Annotated in this window: 21 protein-coding genes and 1 riboswitch; of the genes, 5 read left to right on the top strand and 16 right to left on the bottom strand. The window is 38.2% G+C overall.

Annotation, left to right across the window (positions count from 1 at the left end; all coding sequences use genetic code 11):
• Positions 1 to 16: 16 nt before the first annotated feature.
• Positions 17 to 163, bottom strand: a riboswitch (cyclic di-AMP (ydaO/yuaA leader).
• Positions 164 to 509: 346 nt separating this feature from the next.
• From ACYP5M_RS12770 to ACYP5M_RS12780, 3 genes are read right to left on the bottom strand one after another with little or no spacing between them, the layout of a single operon-like run.
• A complete protein-coding gene (locus ACYP5M_RS12770) occupies positions 510 to 965 on the bottom strand; it encodes a GtrA family protein (protein WP_402939775.1) in 456 nt (151 codons plus the stop codon).
• Complete coding sequence (locus ACYP5M_RS12775; protein WP_434167817.1) at positions 925 to 1947, bottom strand: glycosyltransferase family 2 protein; 1023 nt, start codon at positions 1945 to 1947, stop codon at positions 925 to 927. The genes ACYP5M_RS12770 and ACYP5M_RS12775 overlap by 41 nt, the downstream gene beginning before the upstream one ends.
• A 16-nt stretch (positions 1948 to 1963) precedes the next feature.
• Complete coding sequence (locus ACYP5M_RS12780; RefSeq protein ID WP_434167818.1) at positions 1964 to 3637, bottom strand: DUF6044 family protein; 1674 nt, start codon at positions 3635 to 3637, stop codon at positions 1964 to 1966.
• 168 nt (positions 3638 to 3805) lie between these two features.
• Between ACYP5M_RS12780 and galU the strand changes: the two genes are divergently transcribed.
• The 5 genes from galU (at position 3806) to ACYP5M_RS12805 (ending at position 11073) form a co-directional block, all read left to right on the top strand.
• On the top strand, positions 3806 to 4666 hold the full coding sequence (gene galU / locus ACYP5M_RS12785) for a UTP--glucose-1-phosphate uridylyltransferase GalU (protein ID WP_101223339.1): 861 nt from the start codon (positions 3806 to 3808) through the stop codon (positions 4664 to 4666).
• 560 nt (positions 4667 to 5226) lie between these two features.
• A complete protein-coding gene (locus ACYP5M_RS12790) occupies positions 5227 to 6621 on the top strand; it encodes a cytochrome P450 (protein ID WP_459735130.1) in 1395 nt (464 codons plus the stop codon).
• A 755-nt stretch (positions 6622 to 7376) separates the two neighbouring features.
• Positions 7377 to 8708 carry an amino acid permease gene (locus ACYP5M_RS12795; RefSeq protein ID WP_101223522.1) on the top strand — a complete coding sequence of 444 codons (1332 nt, stop codon included), beginning with the start codon at positions 7377 to 7379 and terminating at the stop codon, positions 8706 to 8708.
• Between the two features lie 446 nt (positions 8709 to 9154).
• A complete protein-coding gene (locus ACYP5M_RS12800; protein WP_434167820.1) occupies positions 9155 to 9832 on the top strand; it encodes a FadR/GntR family transcriptional regulator in 678 nt (225 codons plus the stop codon).
• 56 nt (positions 9833 to 9888) lie between these two features.
• On the top strand, positions 9889 to 11073 hold the full coding sequence (locus ACYP5M_RS12805) for a CynX/NimT family MFS transporter (protein ID WP_230178228.1): 1185 nt from the start codon (positions 9889 to 9891) through the stop codon (positions 11071 to 11073).
• 355 nt (positions 11074 to 11428) lie between these two features.
• On the opposite strand, the gene ACYP5M_RS12810 is transcribed toward ACYP5M_RS12805, so the two are convergent.
• From ACYP5M_RS12810 to ACYP5M_RS12870, 13 genes are all read right to left on the bottom strand, one after another.
• Positions 11429 to 12925 (bottom strand): BglG family transcription antiterminator, encoded by a 1497-nt coding sequence (locus ACYP5M_RS12810; RefSeq protein WP_101223344.1) that lies wholly within the window; start codon positions 12923 to 12925, stop codon positions 11429 to 11431.
• A gap of 750 nt (positions 12926 to 13675) precedes the next feature.
• Positions 13676 to 13876 carry a hypothetical protein gene (locus ACYP5M_RS12815; RefSeq protein ID WP_101223345.1) on the bottom strand — a complete coding sequence of 67 codons (201 nt, stop codon included), beginning with the start codon at positions 13874 to 13876 and terminating at the stop codon, positions 13676 to 13678.
• Between the two features lie 84 nt (positions 13877 to 13960).
• Positions 13961 to 14134: a hypothetical protein gene (locus ACYP5M_RS12820; protein WP_157831043.1), complete on the bottom strand. Its 174-nt coding sequence runs from the start codon at positions 14132 to 14134 to the stop codon at positions 13961 to 13963.
• 113 nt (positions 14135 to 14247) lie between these two features.
• Positions 14248 to 15408, bottom strand: coding sequence for a DegT/DnrJ/EryC1/StrS family aminotransferase (locus ACYP5M_RS12825; protein ID WP_434167821.1), 1161 nt, complete (start codon positions 15406 to 15408; stop codon positions 14248 to 14250).
• Between the two features lie 17 nt (positions 15409 to 15425).
• Complete coding sequence (locus ACYP5M_RS12830; RefSeq protein ID WP_434167822.1) at positions 15426 to 16046, bottom strand: acetyltransferase; 621 nt, start codon at positions 16044 to 16046, stop codon at positions 15426 to 15428.
• A 96-nt stretch (positions 16047 to 16142) separates the two neighbouring features.
• Complete coding sequence (locus ACYP5M_RS12835; RefSeq protein WP_311735970.1) at positions 16143 to 16727, bottom strand: sugar transferase; 585 nt, start codon at positions 16725 to 16727, stop codon at positions 16143 to 16145.
• 248 nt (positions 16728 to 16975) lie between these two features.
• Positions 16976 to 18787 (bottom strand): polysaccharide biosynthesis protein, encoded by a 1812-nt coding sequence (locus tag ACYP5M_RS12840; RefSeq protein WP_434167823.1) that lies wholly within the window; start codon positions 18785 to 18787, stop codon positions 16976 to 16978.
• A 26-nt stretch (positions 18788 to 18813) separates the two neighbouring features.
• On the bottom strand, positions 18814 to 19545 hold the full coding sequence (locus ACYP5M_RS12845) for a tyrosine-protein phosphatase (RefSeq protein ID WP_434167824.1): 732 nt from the start codon (positions 19543 to 19545) through the stop codon (positions 18814 to 18816).
• Between the two features lie 61 nt (positions 19546 to 19606).
• Positions 19607 to 20305: a CpsD/CapB family tyrosine-protein kinase gene (locus ACYP5M_RS12850; protein WP_434167825.1), complete on the bottom strand. Its 699-nt coding sequence runs from the start codon at positions 20303 to 20305 to the stop codon at positions 19607 to 19609.
• A 35-nt stretch (positions 20306 to 20340) separates the two neighbouring features.
• Positions 20341 to 21033, bottom strand: a complete 693-nt coding sequence (locus tag ACYP5M_RS12855) for a YveK family protein (RefSeq protein ID WP_101223351.1) — start codon at positions 21031 to 21033, stop codon at positions 20341 to 20343.
• A 58-nt stretch (positions 21034 to 21091) separates the two neighbouring features.
• Positions 21092 to 22447, bottom strand: coding sequence for a nucleotide sugar dehydrogenase (locus ACYP5M_RS12860; RefSeq protein ID WP_434167826.1), 1356 nt, complete (start codon positions 22445 to 22447; stop codon positions 21092 to 21094).
• 607 nt (positions 22448 to 23054) lie between these two features.
• Entirely contained in the window at positions 23055 to 23582 is a 528-nt protein-coding gene (locus ACYP5M_RS12865) for a hypothetical protein (RefSeq protein ID WP_434167827.1), read from the bottom strand.
• Positions 23583 to 23770: 188 nt separating this feature from the next.
• Positions 23771 to 25025, bottom strand: a 1255-nt coding sequence (locus tag ACYP5M_RS12870; protein WP_459735131.1) for a toxin Cry1Ac domain D-VI-related protein, incomplete at its 5' end; no start/stop codon positions are given.

The raw sequence follows: 25025 nt of genomic DNA on the forward strand, positions 1-25025 counted from the left end.
GTCTAACAAGCTCCACCTTCCTTCTCATATAACGCTTACGAGGTTAGCTGTCGGATTCGGACCTAAGAGTAGCCCTACCTTTTTAAAAAGGATTCACCCCTTGGATTGTAAACAATCCCAATAACGGGTCCCCCGCACCATAAGGTTTAAGCGATTTAGAAATATGAAACTGTTGATTATCATACTCCCGTGAAATGGAAATGTAAATGAAAATTTTGCTCAAAAATAAATAATTCTTTGTAAGTGAGGTTTTGTTCTTGGCTTATATAACATAAGTCATGCAATGACATGATTCGAAGGTAGGAAAGGAGGTAAGTAAAGGTCAAAATCCAGGGGCCAATGAACATAAGGTGGTCCGAAAAGGAAAAAAATCACCTTCATGAAGAATGCGATGAATTAACCAGATCTGCCCCAGCTCGGATCGTCATTAAAAGGGTAAACTTGCATTAAATATCAAATTCCGCTTTTATTCCCGTCCAATAGGGGCACTATTCCACTGATTCACCTAATTAGTTCCTTCCTTCTTGAATTGGTCTCAAATTGCTTTTTTTAAAGACAAAGTATTTCTGGCCAATATAGTTAAGCACGGTATAAAAGATTGTTCCTATGAGAACAGCCAAATTTTGTTGTATGGATAAATGGACGGATCCTTCCAGTGATTCCGCAATGGCTTGGCCTATAGAATAAGCGGCGGAATAACAAATCAGGATGACGCATAAGAAACGGGCAACTCCTCGCCGCCATTCTATATCACTTTTAAAGGTAAAAGTCCTGTTCAAAAGAAAACTCGTTACAGCTCCCGTTCCATTGCCGAAAAAGGTGGAGACCCAGTATGATAATTCAAGAACATTCATAAGAAAAAGCATGATGGAAAGTCCAACCGCTGTATTGACTATTCCAACCAATAAAAAGCGGATAAAGGAGTTAGTGTGTTTTAGATAGTTTCTCAATACTGTTCCGTTCATTGTCTAGTTGCTCCCGTTTTTTTAAATCGAGCGGATTAAATAAATCAAGATCAACAATATATTTAGGCCGGCGTTTGGATTCATTATAGATTTTTCCGATATATTCCCCAATCAAGCCGACAGCAATCAACTGCAGTCCGCCGATCAACCATATGGAGGTGATTAATGAGGTCCAACCAGTTTCGGTCTGACCATAAAACTTTAACCATAAAAAGTAAGACCCAAAGAGTAAGCTAATGAAAAAGGAAAGACATCCTAGCCATAATACAAGCCGGATCGGTGTAACTGAAAAGGAAGTAATGCCATCAAGCGCAAAAGCAACCATCTTCTTAAATGGATATTTCGTTTCCCCAGCCAATCTTTCTTTTCGGTCATAATAAACAGAGTCCGTCTTAAACCCAATGAGCGGGACAATCCCCCTTAAAAAGAGATTCGTTTCATCAAATCGTTCCAACTCCGCGATCGCCCTTCTGCTCATCAGCCTGAAATCGGCATGATTATAGACAAGGTTAACCCCCATCTTGTTCATCAATTTATAAAAACCAGTTGCAGATGTCCGTTTAAAAAATGAATCAAGGTCCCTTTTCTGGCGGACACCATATACGATTTCACATCCTTCCTTGAATTTCCGAATGAATTCAGGGATGACTTGAATATCATCCTGTAAATCTGCATCAATGGAAATCACACAATCCGAGGCTTCCTTGGCTGTAAACAATCCTGCCAGGAGTGCATTTTGATGTCCTGCATTCCGGGAAAGCTTTAGCCCGCGAACCAATTCATTATTGATCGTTTCCTTATAAATGATTTTCCAAGTTTGATCTTTGCTTCCATCATCAACCAGCAGGACTTTACTTTGACCAGAAACAACGTTTTCTTCGACTAATCCCCTCATCAATCCACAAAGCTGGGAAATGGTATCCTGCAAAACGCTTTCTTCGTTATAACAAGGTACAACAATCGTTACTATCGGTGAATTCATTCTATTCCCCCCCTTTTCACATGACTCTGTATAAATGAATTTTCCATTTGCTGCCTTTCTTTGTGAAAACCCTATCTAGCACCAATCCGTTCTCCTTCGCGTTGTTGATTGGGATGGCAGAAAATATATATTTGCCACCTAATCCTTTAAAGGCATCCATATTAAGATCCAAATTTTCCAGCTCTTTCTTCGAGCCTTTCTTGAACATATAATGCTTCCCAAGCTCATCGGTAAATAGGTAACAACGTCCTCCCCATTCATCAAAGTAGATTCTGATGTTTTTATTCTTAGCCAATTCGTTTTCAATTATTTGACGAAATTGATGTTTGTAAGAAAGCGGATAGAAATTGTTATAGCTATCGAGCGTGTAAAATCCATTAAATTGTGCGATTGCAGGATGCAGCCCAATGCTAGCAACACGATACTCTTCCTGTGGAAGGTCGATATGATCTTTTATTTCCTGGAAAAGGCTTTCTGAATAGAACTCTTTAAAAGATGGTTTTTTATTGTAAGTGATTTCTTCATTGAAGCCCATTAAGATCATAATTTGGACGGCGATGAAAATGGAAAGGGTTTTCTTAGCATAATCGCTGTGTTCCCAAATGATTTTTATCGCGAGGGCAAAGCCCAAATAAATCACCATCGGCCTTAAAAAGTGAAATCTGGCAAAATTAAAGGTATCCAGGGTGTGAAACCTTTCCGTCAAAGGAACCCAGCCTTTATAAAACCAGAATGCGTACCATGCTGAGAGTATAAAGTTCAAGCCGAATAAAAATACATATACCTTTTCCTGTCGCCACAGTTTTTTGGTCAGAATGATATAAAGGGCAAAGACTGTAATCGGCAGGATGATAAGCGCATGTACAGTCATGACATGCGTGTGTCCAAGAACGAAATTTTTGAAAGTGAGCTTGATGACCCAATCAAGCGGCAGCCTTGCGTGAAAATATTCATCTCTGCTATTTGGCTCCGAATCAAAAATGAATGAAGACACCAAACGATACTCCACCAAACCAAAAATGAAGGTCATATACACGATCGAAAGAAGAAACGTTATATTCCACCCTTTTCTCCTGATCACATCCGTTAACCAAAGAAAGCCCATTGCAACAAGGAAAAAGAAAAAACCAAGCACGATGCTTGAATAAAGCGGCAAAAGTGTAAGGACCAAATAATTCTTCCACGAATGATCCTTGCTGCGAATATTCAAAAAAGCCCAAAGTGCAAGCGGCATCCCAAGTGTACTGAGCATTCCCGACGGCCAAAATGGGGTAAGGGCAAAGGCCAAGGATGTTCCAACCCTGATCCAACCTGATTGGCTTCCTGTAACCAAATGTTTCTTTAATAAGATATACATACCAAAGAATGCAATAAATCTTGTTAATGCCTGGCTTATTGCATATGCAACCATTGTCGGAAAAAGTGCGTAAAGCCACACGATAATACTGAACTCACTGCCAAAGGCATTTCGGGGCAGACCATTCATGATCTGGGGAATTTTGGCGTCTATCGCACCGAATAACTCACCGCTTTCTGAAAGGACTTTATACCAGGCAATGTTGGAGTCCAAATTATCATGTACGCGAATATGCGCATTTTCTCCAAGGATGAATAAAGGAGAAAGATATAAAACAATGACGAGTAAGGCAAAAAGGATTTGTGTTCTCTCTTGTTTTTCAATTGGCAACATTTACACCTCTTGACCAAATTCATATATCCATAATATTTGCTTCAAAGGTAAATCTATTCTTTTTCAGGAATTTATTTTAACCTATTTTGATATAGGTCAACCAATGGCTACATAAAATGAAGGGTAGAACTAAAAGCATATAAAAGAACCTTAAAAAGGGGCTGGGCTATGATAAAGAAAGCGGTGATTCCAGCAGCCGGTTTAGGAACACGATTTTTACCTGCTACGAAAGCTCAACCAAAGGAAATGCTGCCGATTGTCGATAAGCCGACCATTCAATATATTATCGAGGAAGCGGTTCAATCAGGGATTACAGATATTATCATCGTTACGGGTAAAAACAAACGTGCCATTGAAGATCATTTCGATAAATCCATTGAACTGGAAATGCTTCTGCAAATGAAAGGTCAAAATGAGCTGCTTAAGATCGTGGAGAACATTTCCAACATGGTGGATATCCACTATGTAAGACAAAAGGAACCTTTAGGTCTTGGGCATGCAGTATTATGTGCCAAAACTTTTATCGGAAACGAACCTTTTGCCGTCCTGTTAGGGGATGATATCGTGGATAGCCAGGTTCCAGCTTTGAAGCAGTTGATGGAACGGTATAACAAGGTTCAAGCGAGCATTATCGGATGTAAGGAAGTGTCACCTGCCGATGTCTCCAAGTATGGGATCGTAAATTTCCAAGAACGATATGAGGATTTATTTCTGGTAAGAAACTTAGTGGAAAAGCCAAAAGTGGAAGATGCACCATCAACACAGGCGATTATTGGCCGATATATTTTATCACCTGAGATTTTTGAAATCCTTGAAACCGTACAGCCCGACCGGAAGGGGGAGATCCAGCTTACCGAAGCTTTAGACCTTTTGTTAGAAAAGGAACCATTATATTCGTATATCATCGAAGGAAATCGATATGACGTCGGCGATAAATTCGGCTTCCTTCAGGCTTCAATAGATTTCGCAATGAAACGACCTGAACTTCGTGATCAGCTAATAACATATTTAAGGCAGCTGTTCCCTTAATCAAGTATATAACCCACGCCCAATTACCTAGAGGTGATTGGGCTATTTCCACATACCATCATCACTAAACTAGATATAACAGTCTTTTATAAATGCTTCCGTGAAATGTAAATGCAAGTGAAAATGTTGGACAAAGAAAGAATAATTTATTAAAAGTGAGGTTATGTTGATAACGTATACTTCATTATTTATCCAAACAACGATATCCAGAAAGGATTGTACATGCATAAAAAAACTAATAATCCAATAATATCAGATGAATTCTTAGATCAAGTGGTAAAGGAAATCAATGCAGAATTTGGCGGGCCCATTAAAGAAAAAAATGATTGCTTACAACATAGGGACGATGAAGAAAGAAGGTAAATCCCACATCATCAAATCTAAAGCTTCCATGAAAAACTCTGGCTCTATTCAGCCAGAGTTTTTTTATGGCTTCTTATATAACCTTATTACTTCCATAGAATTATCCGCCCTTTCTTTAAAGACTTGTCCAAACCAATTTAACTGATCCTCATAGAATGATTACATGTAATTATTTTAAAGAAAGGGGAAAAACCACATTGAGCCACGCTGATGATGTCTTCCGCACTTCTCCAAAGGTTCCAAAAGGAAGGGTGATTTCCGGACATACAAAGGAGTTTCAAGCAGATCCCATTGGTTTTCTGACCCGATTGGCCAAGGAATATGGAGAAGTCGCTAAATTCCGTTTGGGCCCATTCCAAAATGTTTATCACGTTTTAAATCCTGATTTAATAAAACAAATACTCGTAACAAAACAAAAATCCTTCATCAAATCCAAGGACTTCAATGTTTTAAAACCGCTTATCGGTGAAGGTCTGCTTACAAGCGAAAAAGACTTTCATATGCGACAGAGAAGGCTTATCCAACCCTCTTTCAAAAAGAATCATATTAGCCAATACGCCAAGGATATGATTGATACCACAATGGATTATATATCAACTTGGCAACATGATGAAGAACGGATCATAACGAAGGATATGATGGACATCACTCTCGGGATAATCAGCAAGACGATGTTCAGCATGGAATTCAAGGATGGGTATGAAATTGTTGGAAAACCGCTGGAAACCGCTTTGAGAATTACAGTCAAAAGGATGAGAAAGATTTTCCGTATGCCATTATGGGTACCTACCAAAATCAACCGTGAATATAAAAAGGCGATACAAAGACTTGATAAAGTGATTTACGGCATTATTGAAAAACGGAAGAACGACACAGTAAAACATGAAGACATGCTTGGGATCCTGATGGACGCACGTGATGCCGACGACGGATTGGGTATGACAAGCCATCAGGTCCGTGATGAATTGATGACTATTTTCCTTGCCGGTCATGAAACGACAGCAAATGCTCTTTCCTGGGCACTGTACGCAATTTCGAAGCATCCAGAAATTCAAGCCAAGCTTTTCAGTGAAGTGAATAGCATAATCGGTCACCGGACACCCAAGCCTGAAGACTTCATGAAATTACCATACACTCAAAATATCATTCATGAAACACTTCGCCTGTACCCGCCACTGTATATCCTATCCCGTGATGTGACGGAGGATGTCGTAATAGGAGGATATCGCTTTAAAAAAGGCGATATGATTCTAATAAGTTCTTATGTGATGCAGCATGATCCAGAGTATTTTGATCAACCGGAATCATTTATTCCTGAAAGATTTGAAAATAACTTCATGAAAAGCCTGCCTGCGTTCGCTTACTTTCCGTTTGGCGGAGGGCCGCGGGTTTGTATCGGCAATCATTTTGCGATGATGGAAGCGGTGTTTGTCCTGGCCTGCATTGCAAAGCGGTATAGGATAAAGCTTGCACATGATCATCATGAAGTAACCCCCCTTCCATCCCTTACACTCAGACCTAAGAGTGGACTGCGCATGGTGATAGAAGAAAGAGATTCAGAAGCCTTCGAACCTGGCGCATCCAATTTTTAAAGTGAAAATCTCATATAAACATAACATTTCATTGGTTCGATTACCGCCTATAACAGGCTTGCCTATTCTTTTGGAAAGGAGGGATGAAAAAATGTATATGCTCCATTCACCACGGAAGGGAATCATCCACACTGAATTGCACTATTTAGGGATGGCCTCGCAGGTATATTCCGGTTATTTGGAATTTCTAAGCGAAATTGACCCGATACAAGAAACCGAACACCTACAGCCGCCCCTTCTCCCCTTTTTAAATGAAAACGGATAGTCTCGTTAGCTTCTCCCGCTTCGTACCTTATATTAAAAGAAAAACCGACCTTGAATGGTCGGTTTTTTGTTATTCAGCAGTATGTTCCATAACCCCAAATCCAAAACCGCCATCACAACCTGACATATTTATGGAAGGACTTGAACTGATTACATCATCTTATTCACTACCAACAAAATGTCAGAAATACTGCGATTAAACAGAATTATTTTTCTCTCTTTACAATATGTATTTATTTCAATATAGTGCCTTACGCCGATTTGTTAATTTTTCCTTTGATTTATTTCATAAAATCCAAATACTTTTAGATAATAAAAACTATTCCTGTTTTGCTGATTAGGAATCTATTCCAGTTCACCTGCCTAAATTGACATTTTTCCAATTCATGATATATTGATATAGTACTTTAGTACGTGAAAGCGTTCAATAAAAGAAGAACTTCCTAGTTTTACTTATAGACTATTTTATTAAAAGGAAAGGCATGAATAAAATGGAGAAGACTCATCAAGATTTAAAAAAGGGCCTATTGCCGAGGCATGTCCAGTTCATTGCTCTAGCCGGAATGATAGGAACAGGGATTTTTAAGGGGAGTTCCGATACATTAAATATGGCAGGTCCAAGTGTTGTAATAGCCTATTTAATAGGGGGGCTATTGTTATTTATTGTAATGGCCGCATTAGGAGAGATGGCAACCGCTTTTCCTAATTTGAACGTACAGCATCTCATTAATAAAGCTTTTGGGTTTCAACTATCCTTCATAGTCGGATGGCTCTATTGGTTTAACTGGATTATCGTGATCATTGTAGAGATAGTCGCAGCCGGAAGCTTTCTACAATATTGGTTTCCTACAGTACCATTATGGCTGTTAAGTATACTTTGCGCTTCAGTAATTATAGGAATTAATTTGTTTCAAGTAAAATACTATGGAGAACTCGAATTTTGGTTCGCAGGAATTAAAATAATAACCTTGATTGCCTTTATTATTTTAGGAGCTTTGATCATGCTAGGACTTTTTCCTAGTACTGCTTCATTTTCTAATTACACGGAACATGGTGGTTTTTTCCCAAAAGGAATTGACGGAATGTTAAGTGCACTTTTAGTGGTAATGTTTTCATATGGTGGCGCAGAATTAATTGGTGTAGCCGTTACGGAAACAAAAGATAGTCAGCGAGTCATACCAAAAATCATTAAAGGAACAGTATGGCGGGTGATTCTTTTCTATGTCTTGCCGATATTTATTATTTGCGGGGTAATACCTTGGAACCAAGTAAGCACTGAGGTAAGTCCTTTCGTTCAGGTTTTCAGCTTATCGGGTCTTCCCGGAGCCGCCGATATCATGAATTTCGTTCTTTTAACCGCTGTCTTATCAGCTGCAAATTCAGGTATATACGCTACTTCAAGGACACTGTTCACTCTTTCCCATAATGGGGAAGCGCCTAAGGCATTTTTAAAAACAACAAAAAAGGGTATCCCGCTTAATGGTATATTTTTAACTACATTATGCATATTGGCTGGTGTGTTTTTATCCTATTTGTACCCCGACCTGATTTTAAGCTACCTTATGGCCATTCCTGGATTCACAGTTTTATTATTATGGATCAGTATTTGTTCAGCGCAATTGAAGCTGCGTAAGCAATACATTGGCAAACCAGGTTTCCGGGTAAAATGGTACCCATACACAACTATATTAGCCATCACGGCATTAAGCATTATCTTTTTGGCATTTATCTTTAATAAGCAAAACATCATTGGGACCACAGTATGTCTTGTCACGTTAGTGATATTTATCCTTCTTTCCTTTATTGTCAAACAAAAAAAATAGAAATATTATCCTCCCTGACTTTAATGGGGATTTCAGACTGAAGGCAAACTCGAAGAAAGTCGAGTTTGCCTTTAGTCTTTTTAGTGCTAGTACAATTTGAACGTCGATTGGAATGTTTTTTTAAAACTATGGAGCAACTGGCGGTTCCATCAATTGAAATGGTCTCACCCCACACAATGATTTTAAACAAACCTGGGTTACGAGTTTTGGATGAAACCCACTTGGATTGAAGAATTTTGAATAACTGGCTAGTCGAGACCCCGCTAGATGCTTGCTTTGATGAGGCATGGCAAGCAGTGGCTGAAAGGGAGCGGATTTCTGAAATTTTTTTCTGAAGAATAAAAGGAAACAAATTTGGATTTAAAATACTCGTTTGCTCCATTTTCAACATACATATGTTAAAATAGCCAATGACCCAATCATCCTACAAATTAGAGGTGTGTATCTTGTCTATATCTAAAACAAATCGCTTATCACTTGTAGAGCAAGTGGTTTCCCAAATCGAATCGTTAATCGAATCAGGTGAATGGAAAATTGGAAATCAAATTCCCCCTGAAATGGACTTGATCCAACAGTTCGATGTAAGCAGAAATACATTAAGGGAAGCTGTACGATCACTTGTTTATGCAGGGCTATTAGTAACGAAACAAGGAAAGGGGACATTCGTAAGGTCATCAAGTGCCTTGGGGGCAGCATTTGAAAGAAGGATCCAGCAGTCAAGTTTATTAGAAACGTTAGAGGTCCGTCATGCCCTTGAAAGAGAGGGAGCTCAGTTAGCGGCATTAAGACGTAATCAAGAAGATATAGAACAATTGCGGTTTCATATATCAGCATGCAGTAAAGCTGCCGAAGCAAGGGATATCAAGGCTTACGAAGAAGCCGATATACAGTTGCATAAATCGATTATGGTTTCATCACATAATGATTTATTGATTGATTTGTACGAACATATGGAACACTCCCTGCATGAATCCATCCATCAGATAGTGGAGATGAGTTCTGATGTGAACTTTCATTTGAACATTCATTGCAAACTTGTAGATGCCATCATCGAACAAGATGTGAACCGGGCAATCGAAACAGTGAATGAATACATTGCACAATTCAAAAAATCTATAGAGTAAGTAAGGAGGAGATTATGGGCATTCATCAAGCGGCAAATCAACTAGAACAAACTAAAATGGATATTAAACCCAGAGTTGGACTACTCATCATCGGAATCATTCTTCTGGGGGCAAATCTGAGGGCTCCCTTAACTTCGGTTGGCCCCCTTGTCACTTCGATCCGAGATAACTTGGGGATATCCAATACATTATCAGGTTCATTAACGACATTGCCTTTGCTTTCCTTTGCTTTATTATCACCGTTTGCACCTAGGATAGCACGGCGTTTTGGAATGGAGCTTACGCTTTTCCTTTCCTTGATATTACTAACAATCGGAATTGTTATACGCTCAGTTGGCGGAGTGCCGACATTGTTCATAGGGACCATTTTAATCGGTTTAGCCATTGCAATAGGCAATGTATTGTTACCAAGTCTAATTAAACATAACTTTGCCAGGAACATCGGTTTGATGACAGGAACCTATGCTGTTTCCATGAATTTATGTGGCGCAATAGGTTCCGGGATCAGCATTCCCCTTGCTTCTTCATCGGGGTTGGGATGGGCTGGTGCCCTTGGATGTTGGGGAATTTTATCACTTATTACAGTTTTTTTATGGATGCCGCAAATAAGACGGCCATTCAACTCAGGTAAGGATGTACAAACGGAACAAAAGGATAAAAAGATTAACTTATGGCGTTCTGGTTTAGCCTGGCAGATTACATTCTTCATGGGTTTGCAATCGTTTATTTTCTATACAGTAATTACCTGGATGCCGGAAATCCTGGAGCAAAAAGGCCTGAACGCCGATGAAGCTGGCTGGATGCTTTCCATCATGCAGCTTGCAGTCATTCCAATAACATTCCTTGTGCCAATTTTAGCTGGACGCTTACAAAGTCAGCGTCTGTTAGTGATCCCGCCTGTCGTCTTCCTTATTGCAGGGATATTCGGCATATTATACGGAAGCACTCTCTTCATACCAGTATGCATGATATTGATCGGGATTGGAGTTGGAACCATATTCAGTTTATCGATGATGTTCTTTAGTCTTCGAACACAAAGCACCCATGAGGCGACGGAATTATCAGGAATGGCTCAATCATTCGGGTACCTCTTAGCTGCCATTGGACCAGTATTATTCGGCTTGCTTCATGACATTACACACAGCTGGACAGTTCCCTTATTGATGTTGGCCGCAATATCGGCACTTATTTTCATTGTTGGAATGCGTGCAGGAAATAATGAATATGTAACTACTCAATAAAGCCAGTAAAGGTTCTAAACGGCCATGGCCCCGGTTGTACCGGGGCCATTTACATACCAGCCACTGATAGCAGTAAGACAGGTCCCTATTTCGTGATTTTAGTTTCGATTAAAGAGAATGGTCTGTGGTATAAATTGAGAAGGAATGTATTGCGTTCTCGCTTCGGTAATTTCGTGGATCCCTTACCTTTAGTAAATTATCAACCTTAAACTCTGTCAGATAAGTAAATTCCACCTTCTCCTTTTGGAGAAAAAAGAAATGACCTAGGCTTAGACGAGGTAAAATTATTTGCTGCATAGTACTGTTCGTTATCAGTGGGGTAAAGTACAAGTGAATAAATGCCTTAAGACTGATCTCAATCAATGTCTTCTTCAAATGGATATAAAATATTAGGATTTAAACCATACCGATCAATGAAATTCTTTCGAGTGAACATCTTAATTTCTTTTAATTCAGAGGGAGTTGGAAATGAAGAAACTTTATATACAGGAATGTGTTCAATATTAATTAACTGCCCTAAATCTGTGGTTATTAAGATATCAAACCCATTTTTTCTGAAAAGTGAGTCTATATCGGAAAAATCCATAACATAAATATTTAGCTTGTTTCCGAAATGATGTTTCAATACCTCACGAATATAATCTTTCTCTACATATGATCGGCAAATTAATGCAGTCTCTATAACCATTTGGTTTTGTTTTCTTAAAATTGAAGCTTGGACCAACATGAATATCTCTAATACTTCTATATTTTCAAAAGAAATAGCAAATTCATCCGATATGTATTGTGCTATTTCTTCAATGATCACAAATAACTCATTATTCTCAAAATAAGGAACGAATTGCAAAATATTATTTATTCTCGTATCCGTTTTTAACTGTAAGTCAAACGATATCCCACGAAGAGTTTGCGCAAATTCGTACATGAAAATATCATCCTGAGAAACATCCAGCCCAATTTTCTTTGATAGATTACTTAAAAATTGACCTAAAGGCTTACCGCTATCCGAATTAAATTTGGAACGAATGTACCGAAGTTCTTGGGTACGATTTAAAGACATTTCTTCGCTCATAAAATATAAAGAAAAAAATAAAATTTCAGAAATCTGTTTCTCCCTATTTGGACATTTCACCATGAATTTAAATAGTTTCTTTGATATTTCGAATGCTGTGGATGTTTCATTTTCATCTATAACCACTTTTGGGAATGTCACAAAACAATTATGGGTTATTCGAATGTTGGAGATATGAAGGATTATCGCTAGTCTTTGTATGGCACCCATGTGTAAAGAAGTTGAATGTTCCTTCAATAGCTCCAATAAAGTGTCTTGAAACTCCTTAAGATTAAAGGAAGTAATAAAATCATTTAAATTGCCGGACATATACTCTACATACTGCATGATGAATCTTCTAATCTTTATTTCATCCCCAACAATTTTAAACGGACTATTTGATAAATGAACTTCGGCATTTTTTAATACTTCCTCTATTTTTTCTAACTGTCGGTACACTGAGGAGCGACTAATATGCACTTTTTGAGTAATATATTTTATCGTTACTCCATTGTTAAAAAGAATTAATTCCAAGGTTTGAAAATAGGTGTTTTCACTTTTAAGATGAAACCAAAGCTCTTCCAAGGTGCCGTTTTTAGGTTTCATTAACCTTACGCCCTGCACTTCATTCTTATCAATTTTCCATTCAGGTGGAAGATTTGAACTCATATGCAATATATCCCGCCATAATGTGCTTTTCGAATAACCTGTTTTTTTTGATAGCTCTGTTAAACTACACCAGTTATCCTCATAAAATAAATGATACAGCAGTTTTGAATAGCGGTCAGTAAATCGATTCATACAATCACCTTTAACTTTTGATTTTCATATCTTTTCTTACTAAAACTATTAATATATAAGTTGAGTATTAATACCTAATATTAAAAATTCCCTCACTCTTTTTTTAAAAAATAACAGAAAATATACACTACTTACTACCCAAATTTACCATAATTTTATTCCTGCGTCGTTTCATAAGTGGTATGTGGAAATCAATAATTGAAACTTATCTTTGATGTAACAAGCATGCCCAGTCGAATACTATCAACAAGCTATGTATAGTTGTAAGGTTTAAAATGTAAATGCAGTTAGTAATATAACCCAAATTAACAATGAAGCATTTCATTTTAGAAACAATTTCTTTTGCTTTATCAATCGTTAAGCAATAATGGTTTCATTACAGCATTCATTTGTTCCGGACAAAAAAAAACACCTCATTCTTTATTGAGGATTTAAGGGAATACACCTTAAAAGAATGCAGTGCTTACTATTTAAATGAGCAACGCCTCAAAAGCAGTGCTCTCATGTAAAAAGTCAGTAAAGAGGTTTATGAAAATGAAAAGTTAAATTCATAGAAGGCATCCATATTGAGGAAGAAAAAATTGTTCATAGGTTTAATACCTACCCCAACAAGGTTCAATAGAATATTAAAGATACATCATCTTTATATGTTGATGTGATAAGTCAAGAAAAAGACTGTGTTGAATTGCTCGACAGACTGACCAAACTCCAGGGTGGTGTGTCATCTGCATTCTATTCAACAACCGCTACTCAACAATTTTCATAAGGGGACACCTTTTGTAGATTCTCTACATAAGCCGGGTTAGTCTTTATCAAATGGGATATATGCGCTAATTCGAATTTCTCATGCTTAGCATCAAAGGAAAGAAGCTCGGCTTTTAAATCATTTCTATAGATGTAAATAATTTTATACTCCCTTGATTTATAAATAACTTTATCACCAATCTTCATAAGCACCCTCATTTCTAATGTGGATTTAAAAAGGCTCCCAAAAAATGAAATCATTTTTAAAAGGTAAGGATGATATGGGGATTTTCATCCAGGATCTTTCTTTTTTAAAATGATGGTATGCAGTTCTATCGCTTTTATATTTTCAACCAGTCTTTTTCTTGTAAGCTCAATCTCTCTGAAATTCAAACCATTTCGGTTATTGGATAAACATACTAAATTGTCGATATCTTGATAAATCTGTTTAAATGTAATTCTCATATTTTGGTTTGCCTCCTTTTCATTGTAAGAAAACGGGCTTTGGTATATCTGCTAAATGTGACTGCATGCAACAGTTCCTTTAATGAATTAACTCGTATCACACGACTAAAGAATCATTGGGCTAATTTGGACGGTTCAAGTACTTCCTTTACAATTTCCACGACCCGCTCTTGTTCTTCAAATGTCATACCCGAACCGGACGGCAAACATAAACCTTGTTCAAATAACATACTTGAAATGCTTTTATCGCCGCTTTCTGTAAAAAATGCTGCATTTTTAAAGACAGGCTGTAAATGTAATGGTTTCCATACTGGTCTGGACTCAATATTTTCTGCTTCTAACGCATTAATCACGTCACTGGATCGTACTCCATTGATTTTGTCGTCTATTGTTAATGCGGTAAGCCAGCGATTCCCCATCGTATCTTTTAATTCAGGCATGAAGGTAATGCCAGGTATGTTCCCTAAAGTTTTTTTATAACGATCAAAAATTTCTCTCCGAACTTTAACACGGTCATCCAATACTTCTAATTGGGCACGGCCGATTCCAGCTAGAATATTGCTTAAACGATAGTTATATCCAATCGAGCTATGCTGATAATGAAGCACTGCATCACGTGCTTGTGTAGATAGGAAGAGAGCCTTATGTAAGTATTCCTCGTTATTTGAAACCAGCATGCCCCCTCCAGAAGTTGTTATGATTTTATTTCCATTAAACGAATAAATCCCTATATCACCAAACGCTCCTGTTTGCTTCCCCTTGTAAGATCCACCAAGGGATTCGGCCGCATCCTCTATTAAAGCAACCTTATATTTCCCGCAAATGCTCTTAATCTCATCTACCTTTGCACTTTGTCCAAATAGGTGGACCAAAATTACAGCTTTTGGAATTCTCCGATTTTTCCTCGCATATTCCAAAGCCAGTTCCAATGCCTTAGGTGACATATTCCATGTATCAGATTCAGAATCTATAAAAACAGGCTTCGCACCTTGATAGATGATAGGATTTGCACTGGCTATAAAAGTTAATGAAGAACAGAATACAGTATCACCAGTGGTGACTCCCAATACTTGCAATGCCAAATGAATGGCCGCAGTTCCTGAACTTACTGCCAACGCTCCCTTAGTGCCCGCATATTTGGCAAATTCGTCTTCCAAAGCTTTTACGTTCGGTCCTAGTGGCGCTATCCAATTTGTCTCGAACGCTTGTCTAATGTACATTTGTTCATTCCCACTCATATGAGGAGGCGAAAGATACAATCTTTTATTCTCCATCCCACACACACTCCTTATTATATTATCCTAGCTGGGGACCCAACAGCGGTAGATGCATCAGAAATGTCTTTAATAACGGTTGACCCGGCACCAACCGTACACCATTCCCCTATCGTTATGCTTGGTATGACCGTAGATCCAGCTCCTATCAAGCTACCAGTTCCTACCTTGACAGCTCCTGTCAGGGTAACACTTGGTGCTATATGGATATAGTCATCAAGATGGGTATCATGCTCAATGACTGAAGACGTATTAACAATGACGTGATTCCCCACTTTAGCGCCAGCGTTCAAGACGACATTAGGCATAATGACCGTTCCTTTACCTATCGAAACATTTTTACCCACTATAGCAGTTGGATGAATGACTGTCTCATAATCCATTACATCTAAATTCAGTTCGTTTACGATTTTTAATCTTAAATCGTTCCTGCCTATCGCAATAATTACCTTATATTCAAAATGAATAAATAAGCTTCTATAGCTTAAGATGGGGCCAAAATATACATTTCCCTTTCTTTTCAGCACTTCGTATTGATCATCTAAAATAGCCATGAGACGATATTCACCCATTGCTTCAACAATATCTTGAACAACTTTTGAGTGCCCGCCCGCACCGATTATTACGATTTTCTTCAATTCAAATCACTTCTCACATCATCAAATTTGGGGTTTCTTGTTACCTCGAGGTACAGTTGAATTTGGGTAAACCTTAAATCAATATCATTCATCCCATTATCCAACAAATTTTTGGGTTGTGACATGTCCTTCCTGGGTAATGGCTTCTTGTTTACATACCTTAATCAAGGTAAGGTATAAGATCTTCATATCCAGTAAAAAAGATTGATTTTCAACGTACCAGACATCAAGCTCAAACTTTTTCTCCCACGAGATTGCATTTCGCCCATTCACTTGGGCCCACCCCGTCATTCCAGGCCGGACATCATGCCTCCTTGCTTGTTCGGAAGTATATAATGGGAGATATTCCATTAATAATGGCCGTGGGCCTACAAAACTCACATCGCCTTTCATGACATTAAATAATTGAGGTAATTCATCTAAACTTAATTTTCTAAGTAATTTCCCAAAATCAGTTAATCTCTTCTCATCAGGAATCAAATCCCCTTTTTCATCTTTTTCATCTGTCATCGTTCTGAACTTATACAGATAAAATGGTTTGCCATTAAATCCTGGCCGCTCCTGCTTAAAAATGACAGGCGAACCTAATTTTAAACGGATTAGGATGACGATAAACAGCATAAGAAGTGAACAGGATATAAGCGCCAGACAAGATATCAAAAATTCAAAGGCCCGTTTCATTTTTTCCTCCCAAATTATCATTGTGTATCGTTATCAAGTAAACGAAGGTATTCTTCAGATAGCTATACAGAATTCTAGTGATTAATTGAAAATTTCTTAGCATCTATTATTCTTACTTCTCTTTAACATTTTTTAAAAGGTGAATATATTGCCCAATTTCCTTCATTGAAAAACGCAAATCATCAAAATTGTGACACTTGCTTTACTTTTTCTGTTAATTGCTAACATCACCCGGATTTGAGGCATTATCACGGTATGGGAATTTTGTTATTCTTCCTGTAATTCGCCAAATTCAGCATTCTATCTTTTAACGTTTCTTCGCTCATGTCTTCATATGTTGTAATAATCTCTTTTATCGCTTTCCAATTTACTTCTCTTGGTTTTCCAATATGGATTTGCGGGTAAATCTGATTCAAGTAAACTTCGTCTTCCCCAAGCAATTCTTCGTATAATTTTTCACCTGGCCGGATTCCAGTATAAGTTATTCCAATTTCTTCAACGCTGTAACCTGACAGTTGGATAAGCTTTTTAGCGAAATCGACAATTTTGACCGGTTCGCCCATATCAAGTACGAATACCTCTCCTCCTTTGGCCAGGACCCCTGCCTGAATGACTAATCTTGAAGCTTCCGGAATTGTCATGAAATAGCGAATCATATCCGGATGAGTGACTGTCAAAGGTCCCCCCTTTTTTATTTGTTTTTTAAAGAGTGGGATGACGCTGCCATTGCTGCCAAGGACATTTCCAAATCGGACCGTTACAAATTTAGTATGACTAGACAAACTCTTATACCAGATCATCATCTCGGCCAAACATTTAGAGGCACCCATTATACTTGTCGGATTTACGGCTTTATCTGACGAAACCATGACAAAAATATTAACCATTCCAGCCTCTGATGCCTCGGCAACATTCATCGTGCCTATCATGTTATTTTTCACCGCTTCTTTAGGGTTGGACTCCATAAGCGGTACATGTTTATGGGCGGCTGCATGGTAGACGATATTAGGCCGATGATGGTCGATTACCTGAAACATCCTCCGGCGGTCCTGAATGTCTGCAATTTCGGTCACGATCTCAATTGTATCTGCATAAGCCTCTCGCAATTCCAACTCGATCGCATAAATGCTGTTTTCACCATGCCCGAGCAATACAATTTTAGCTGGATTATACTTCAAGATCTGACGACAGATTTCCGATCCAATTGAACCGCCGGCACCAGTTACTAAAATAGTGCTATCAACAATCTTTTCTAAAATCCCTTTATCATCAAGTTGAACGGGTAAGCGACCCAATAAGTCTTCCATCTGGATATCCTGCAATTGATTAATTGGAACCTTGCCTTGAACAATCGCTTCCAGGCTAGGGACAATTTGAGTCTTTTTGTAAGTTTTGGTGCATTCCGAAAAGATGGAATTTATTTCTTCTCTTTTCAAAGAAGGAATCGCAATCACGATATGTTCGATCTTGTATTGTTCAACCACTTGAGAAATATCTTTTGTTGCTGCTACAACTGGTATATTGAAGATTTCTAAACTAAGCTTCGCTTTATCATCATCAACGAATGCAACCGGGACTAAGTCTATATTGCTGGATTTTAACAACCGACTCGTTATCATCGTCCCTGCAGACCCCGCTCCAACGATCAACGTTCTTTTTTTATTGGGTGATTGCTTAATGTATCGTTCAAAATAGATCCTCCATGCCAAACGTGAGCACCCAATCATGGCAATATATAGAATACAAGTAATGAAAAGCTCTCTAATATATAGAAAATGGGTAAAGTATAGCTGAAAGGCGGCAGTAATCGTAATAGAAAAGGCCGTTACTTTGAATATATTGAACATTTCCTTGATACTGGCGTATTCCCAAGCCTTTTTATAGAGTTTTAAATAAGCAGTGAAGAAATAATGACACATAAGCAAAATAAGCGTAGTTTTCATTATAAATGCCGATATTTCATTATACGGATGTAATAACCAATAACTTAAAAATACAGCCGTCACAACAATCACAGCGTCCAGTAAGACTAATGTGAAAAGCCGGTTATAATATGTCAAATCTACTTCTCCCCATATTAATATTTTTAGTCAAACAAGAGTTCTTTAACTTTCATCCCGTACAAAACATTCTCGGCATTTTCATTAAAGGCATCGACTATTTCTTGACCGAAATTCTTCTCAATCAACTTATGTGCTTCCCTGAGTTGAAAACCTCTGTTTCCAACATTATGAGCATCTGATGCAATAAAATGAGTAAGACCTGATTGAACTAAATATTTGGAAAACCTTTTTGTTCTCCAGCCGAATTTGCCCGTGATGCTCCCTGCAGTTATTTGTGAATAAGCACCCTTCCAAATCAGTTCTTTTAGAAGTTGCGGATTTTTTATTATTTCCAAATTCCGCTCTGGATGAGCAATGATCGGTGTCATCCTTTTCATTTGCAGATCATAAATTAATCGTTCCGTATACACTGGCACATGGTTTGAAGGCAGTTCGAGAAGGATGTACTGCGAACCATTCAAGCCCATGATTTCATTATTGTCATAATCATCCGAAAGTTCATCGGATATCCTTATTTCCTGCCCAGGCCATACTTTTAGCGGGATATCCAGGTCATCTAGCACTTGGTTTAATTTTGCTGTTTCATTCACGACTATTTCCTTATCATTTTCATATATCCCCTTATTATAATGAGGGGTTGCTATGATGTTGGAAATTCCTTGCTCTACAGCTTTTCTCGCCATTTCTATACTTTCATGGATATCTCCAGCACCATCATCCATCTTCGGTAAAATATGACTATGAATATCAATCATCGTTATCCCTCTTTTTCCTAACCACGAATGCTAAACTTATACAACTTCCAAACTACTTATTTTATTTACCATAGTAGTAGTATTCGTCAGGATATTTTTGTTTTTTCTTATTTAGGATTGCACCCAAAAGCTTTGCATTTGCATTCTCAAGTAATTCCTTCGCTTTTTGTGCTTGCTGTATTTCAGTGCTTCCGCTGCTCACCACCAAAACCACGCCGTCTGTCATACTCGCTAATACTTGAGCATCTGTGACTGCATTAACAGGCGGTGTGTCCAGAATTACTAAATCATAATTTAGCTTTGCTTCATCCAACACTGTCACCATTCCGTTAGACCCAAGCAACTCCGATGGGTTTGGGGGGATTGGCCCACTTGTCAGCACATCTAAATTAGGGTAAAAGGAAGGTTGTACAGCATCGAGTAATTTATTTTGCTTTGATATGATATTCGTTAACCCCAAGTAGTTCTCCATATTAAAGTTAGTATGAACACTAGGCTTTCTCAAATCTGCATCTATGATGAGAACGCGTTTCCCTTGCTGTGCAAAAACTGCTGCGACATTGATTGAAGTCGTCGATTTTCCTTCACCTGCATTTGCAGAGGTGAAAATCATCGTCTTTATGTCTTTTTCCACAGCGGAAAATTGAAGGTTCGTTCGAATTGTCCTATATTGCTCCACAACAGGTGACTTCGATTTCAACATGGAAATACTGCTTCTTTTTTTAATCTCCGTCTTTTTATGCCGTATATTGCGTGTCAAGCTTTTCACCTCTTGAGGTTGTAATTACAGATTTATCATTTCCGTTTTTTTTTATTTTCCATTAAATTCACGATGCCTAGCATCGGAATCTTTAAATGTTCTTCAATATCAGACTCAACTTTGATTGTTTTGTCGAAAAATTCGATCATTAATGTAAGAAATAAACTTATGATTAACCCTGCAAAACATGCAACGATCGTATTCATGATCGGGTTCGGTTTTATAGGTGAGGAATTATCTCCTATAGTTGCTTTGGATAAGACATTGACATTGTCCACATTCATAAGCGTTTTTATTTCATCTTGGAATATGTCCGTAATTGCACTGGCGACACTAACGGTAATTTTAGGATCAGCACCCTCAACTTTAATGGTGAAAATTTGTGAATTCCCATTACTTACAATTTTGATTTGTTCCGATAATGCTGTATTTGATATATCAAGATTCAGTCGTTCTTTGACTTTTTCTAACATCATCGGACTTTTTATGATTTCGCTGTACGTTTCAATCAATTGAATATTGGTTTGAATCTCACCTACATTGTAAAGTTCTGACTTTTCTTTAGATTGATTGACTAAGATTTGTGTAGAAGCTTGGTAAACAGGTGAAAGAATGAAAAAGCTAACGATCCCCGTCATTGCCGTTAATAAGGTTGTGATGATAATAATGAGCACGATGCGTTTTTTCACCATTTGAAAAAGATCTTTTATATTGAGTGTCTCCGCCATTCAATCAACTCCAATCCATCTTTAAACCTTTTCGTTTGTCACTTTTTTTGTTCTCGGCCTATAATTTTATGACCTTATCAGAAAGCAATCCATTTTCCTCCATCACATTTTTGGAATCGAATATTAATGAAGCATGATCATGGACACTTTTCCAGTCAAAACAATTGTGTGGTGTTCCGATGACAACTAAATCGGCTTTTTGAAGAATGGCAGCATCGTATTTTTCCACCTGTAGAACCTGTTCATTGATTCGGATTTCTTTTGCATAGGGTTCGATTACGGTTAGATTCTGGACCTTGTTTTGTAATCGTTCAAGTAAGCGGACGACCGGGCTTTCCCTTAAATCACCAATATCACTTTTGTAAGTTGCACCTAAAACCACAATATGTGAGTGTTTCATGAGCTTGTCATTGGCTGCAAGCAATTCAAGTATGCGGTTATATGAATAGTGAACCATTCCGTCATTGATATCCCCTGCCATTTCAATCATTTTTGTCCGATGACCATGTTCTTTTGCCTTATAGAGCAAGTAGTATGGATCTACCGGAATGCAATGTCCCCCGACACCAATGCCTGGGGTGAATTTCATGAACCCGTATGGTTTTGAAGAAGCCGCATTGATCGTTTCCCATATATCAATTTCCAACTCATTGCATAGTACCGTCATTTCATTGACCAAAGCCATGTTAATCCATCGAAAAGTGTTCTCAAAGATTTTGCTTAATTCTGCAACACGAACCCCCTTAACACGATGAGCTGTCGAACCGATGAACTTGCACGCTAGGTCTGTACAGGTTTCCGTCATCCCCCCAATAACTTTTGGCGTGTTGCTTAAATTAAAACTTTTATTTCCTGGATCTATTCTTTCCGGGGAATAAGCTACAAAAAGGTTCTCACCTATCACATATCCCCTATCTGTCAATGGTGTACAGATATACTCTTCTGTCGTTCCTGGGTATGTTGTACTTTCCAAAATAACCATTGTACCTTCATTCGCATGTTCAGCGACAATGTTCCCTACATCCCTCACATACGAGATATCAGGTTCCTTCAACTTATTAACTGGGGTCGGGACACAAATCAAAAGGACATTCATGTCTCCTAGCTGCTTCATATCCGTCGTCGCTGTAAACCGCTTTTGGTTTATCAAATCTCTAAGCCCGTCATTATCTTCATCATTGATATAGTTGATTCCGCTATTTAAACTTTCCACTTTTGTCTCAGAGACATCGAATCCTGTCACCGTATAACCTTTAGATGCATAATGGCAAGCAGTTGGGAGACCAACATAACCCAATCCAATCACTCCGACTTTAGCGGTCTTGTTCTTTAATTCTCTTTGCAGAGCAGATTTGTGCGAGTATTGGGCAGTATTTTTTTGTTGTTGCCTTTCTTGCGTTGTCGCTGTTATCATGATTCAACTCCTCCATTTCCTTATCAGAACATAACGGACATTTAAATTATTAGGCCACAATGAAAATTCACTACAAAAAACCAGCAAATTCCTAACGCTATCTTTCTTAATCAGCAAAGTTGACCAGATATATCATTTTTTATGATTGAAATACATACCTAGAGTTCCGCCTTGAAAAGTCGCCTTGTAAGTTTCCCGTTAATTTTTATCGTCAGCATTAATAAATTATCATAATTATTTTTGTTGCTGGTTCCAGATTTCGAATGAAGCGTTCTGTTTTTGATTCATCTACCCTATTTAACCAGAATCACCTGTTTTTTTGACGTGAGGTACAAGTGCATGGTTAGGGTAAAACTAAATCTGTTTTTTAGCCAAAACACCTATAATCATAATTAATTTTTGATTCTGAACTTAATCCCACGCATTTCACATTTATAATGGACGTCCCTCAAGCAATCAGCTGATAAAAACGAACATAGTCTTTTTCTATCCATACTCCATTCTTCTTATCGTTCAGGAAATACAAATCCCCCGATTGAATGACCTTTAACCAGGGGGGCCATTCATCGGGGGAACTCCAATGTTCAGTCAAAATGTAAATTACATACTACTTTTCAGATTCGTCCTCTGTCATGTCCTTCACTTTGTTAATAGTCCATTCCTGCTTATCTTTCGTTTCAGTATTTTCATACTGCACCTTGTAAGGTCCCTTTCCTTCAATCACATAGTACCCATTACCTTTTACACTTTTTCCAGGAGCCAGTTTCGTGCCAAGATTATCTCCTGGATAGATACGTAGTTTTTTATCCTCTTGATTCCATACCGACATTTCAAAAACGTCTACAAATTTTTCTTCTGCCGTTTTATTAGTTGCCTTCAGCTGTAACTGTAAAACTTTTTTCCCTTTTTGATCTGGATGCTCGAGCTGCAATGCTTCTTCAATCCCAATACTTACGCCAGATACGGTCTTCTCTAGCCCTGTTTCTTTTTTATCCGTTTCGTCCTTAGTAGAAGTATTCGTTTGCTTTTGCATTTCTTTCTGGACTTCCTTTTCTCCTGACATGCAGCCTGTCAAAAATATACTTAATGTAAATATACAGATTCCAATACTTCTGAACCGTCTCTTCAATATCATGATTCCACTCCTTTTTAAAAATATAAATCCTTCTTATAGAGAGATTCTTCAGTACCTTTTTCTCATTTAAAAATTGGACTTCTTTCCTTGTGACGAAAAAATACTCAAACACTTTAAGAAGCGTTTTCAAACATGTAAGAAGGACCACTTCCAATAGGAGAGGCCTTCTTACATCATTATCGAATTGATTATTTCACTGCTGTTTTTGCTATTTCTCCCCCAACTACTAGAGGTCCATTGTCAACTTCAATGACATCTCCTGCTTGCAATCTTCGAGTAACCCCATTTTCATCCACAATAAACCGGCTGTAAATTTGGTAACTTCCATCTGGATTAATGAATCCTGCCCCAGTCTGAGTTAGGGACACTGTTCTCTGCGCTATTCCATTCACTAGCAAACGGAGACTCTTAGTTCCCTCCGATGCCTTGCCCGTAACATAATCGGCATTAGGAGCTACAGGATTCACCTGCAGTTTCTCCGCTTCCTTGATTACCGTAGTATGAGCCTGTAGGTTCGATGGAGTCCGAACACCGTAGTCAACCGTTACGATATCGCCTACTTGTAGGGTTTTATTATTTCCATTCTCATCTACTCCTACATACTTACTGTATATACTGAATGTTCCATCTTCATTGACAGGTGCCGTACGCAGTGCTTCGCCATTTACCAATAAGCGAACGATAGTTGCCCCTTCAGGAGCAGTTCCAGTTATAACCTCTGCAATTGGGTACACAGGATTGATCTTTACAGGTTCACTTGGCATAAACTGTACTACCCTAACAGATGAACTCTCGCTGACATTCCCAACCGCGTCGGTAAGGGTAACAGTAATAACCGTATGGACTGGTTGATTTGGAATCGCAACCTTGAATTTCCCTTCTGGACCTACAACTCCGGTATATTTCTTGGAATTAATGGTGACGGTCACATTTGCTTCAGGTTCACCGCTTCCTGTTACCTCTTTACTGTTTGTTGTAACTTCATTCAATTTCGGTGCATCTGGAGCCGTTATATCTTTATCCAATAAATCTTGCGCTTTGTTCAATAAGTCTTGAAGACGGTCTTTTTCTGCACCTTCAGGAAGTTTATTGACCGCTTTTTGGGCTTCGTCAATCGCCCCTTGATCCGTAGTTCCTTCCAATGTATCGAACTTATCGTCCGTGAACAGATCTTCCACTTTGTTCTTCGCATCGGTTAGATCTTTTTCTGCTTGTTCTTTTTTGTTCAATAAATCTTGCGCTTTGTTCAATAAATCTTGAAGACGGTCTTTTTCTGCACCTTCAGGAAGTTTATTGACCGCTTTTTGGGCTTCGGCAATCGCCCCTTGATCCGTCGTGTCTTCCAATGTATCGAACTTATCGTCCGTGAACAGATCTTCCACTTTATTCTTCGCATCGGTTAGGTCTTTTTCTGCTTGTTCTTTTTTGTTCAATAAATCTTGC

It is taken from the genome of Peribacillus sp. N1, assembly GCF_054600815.1.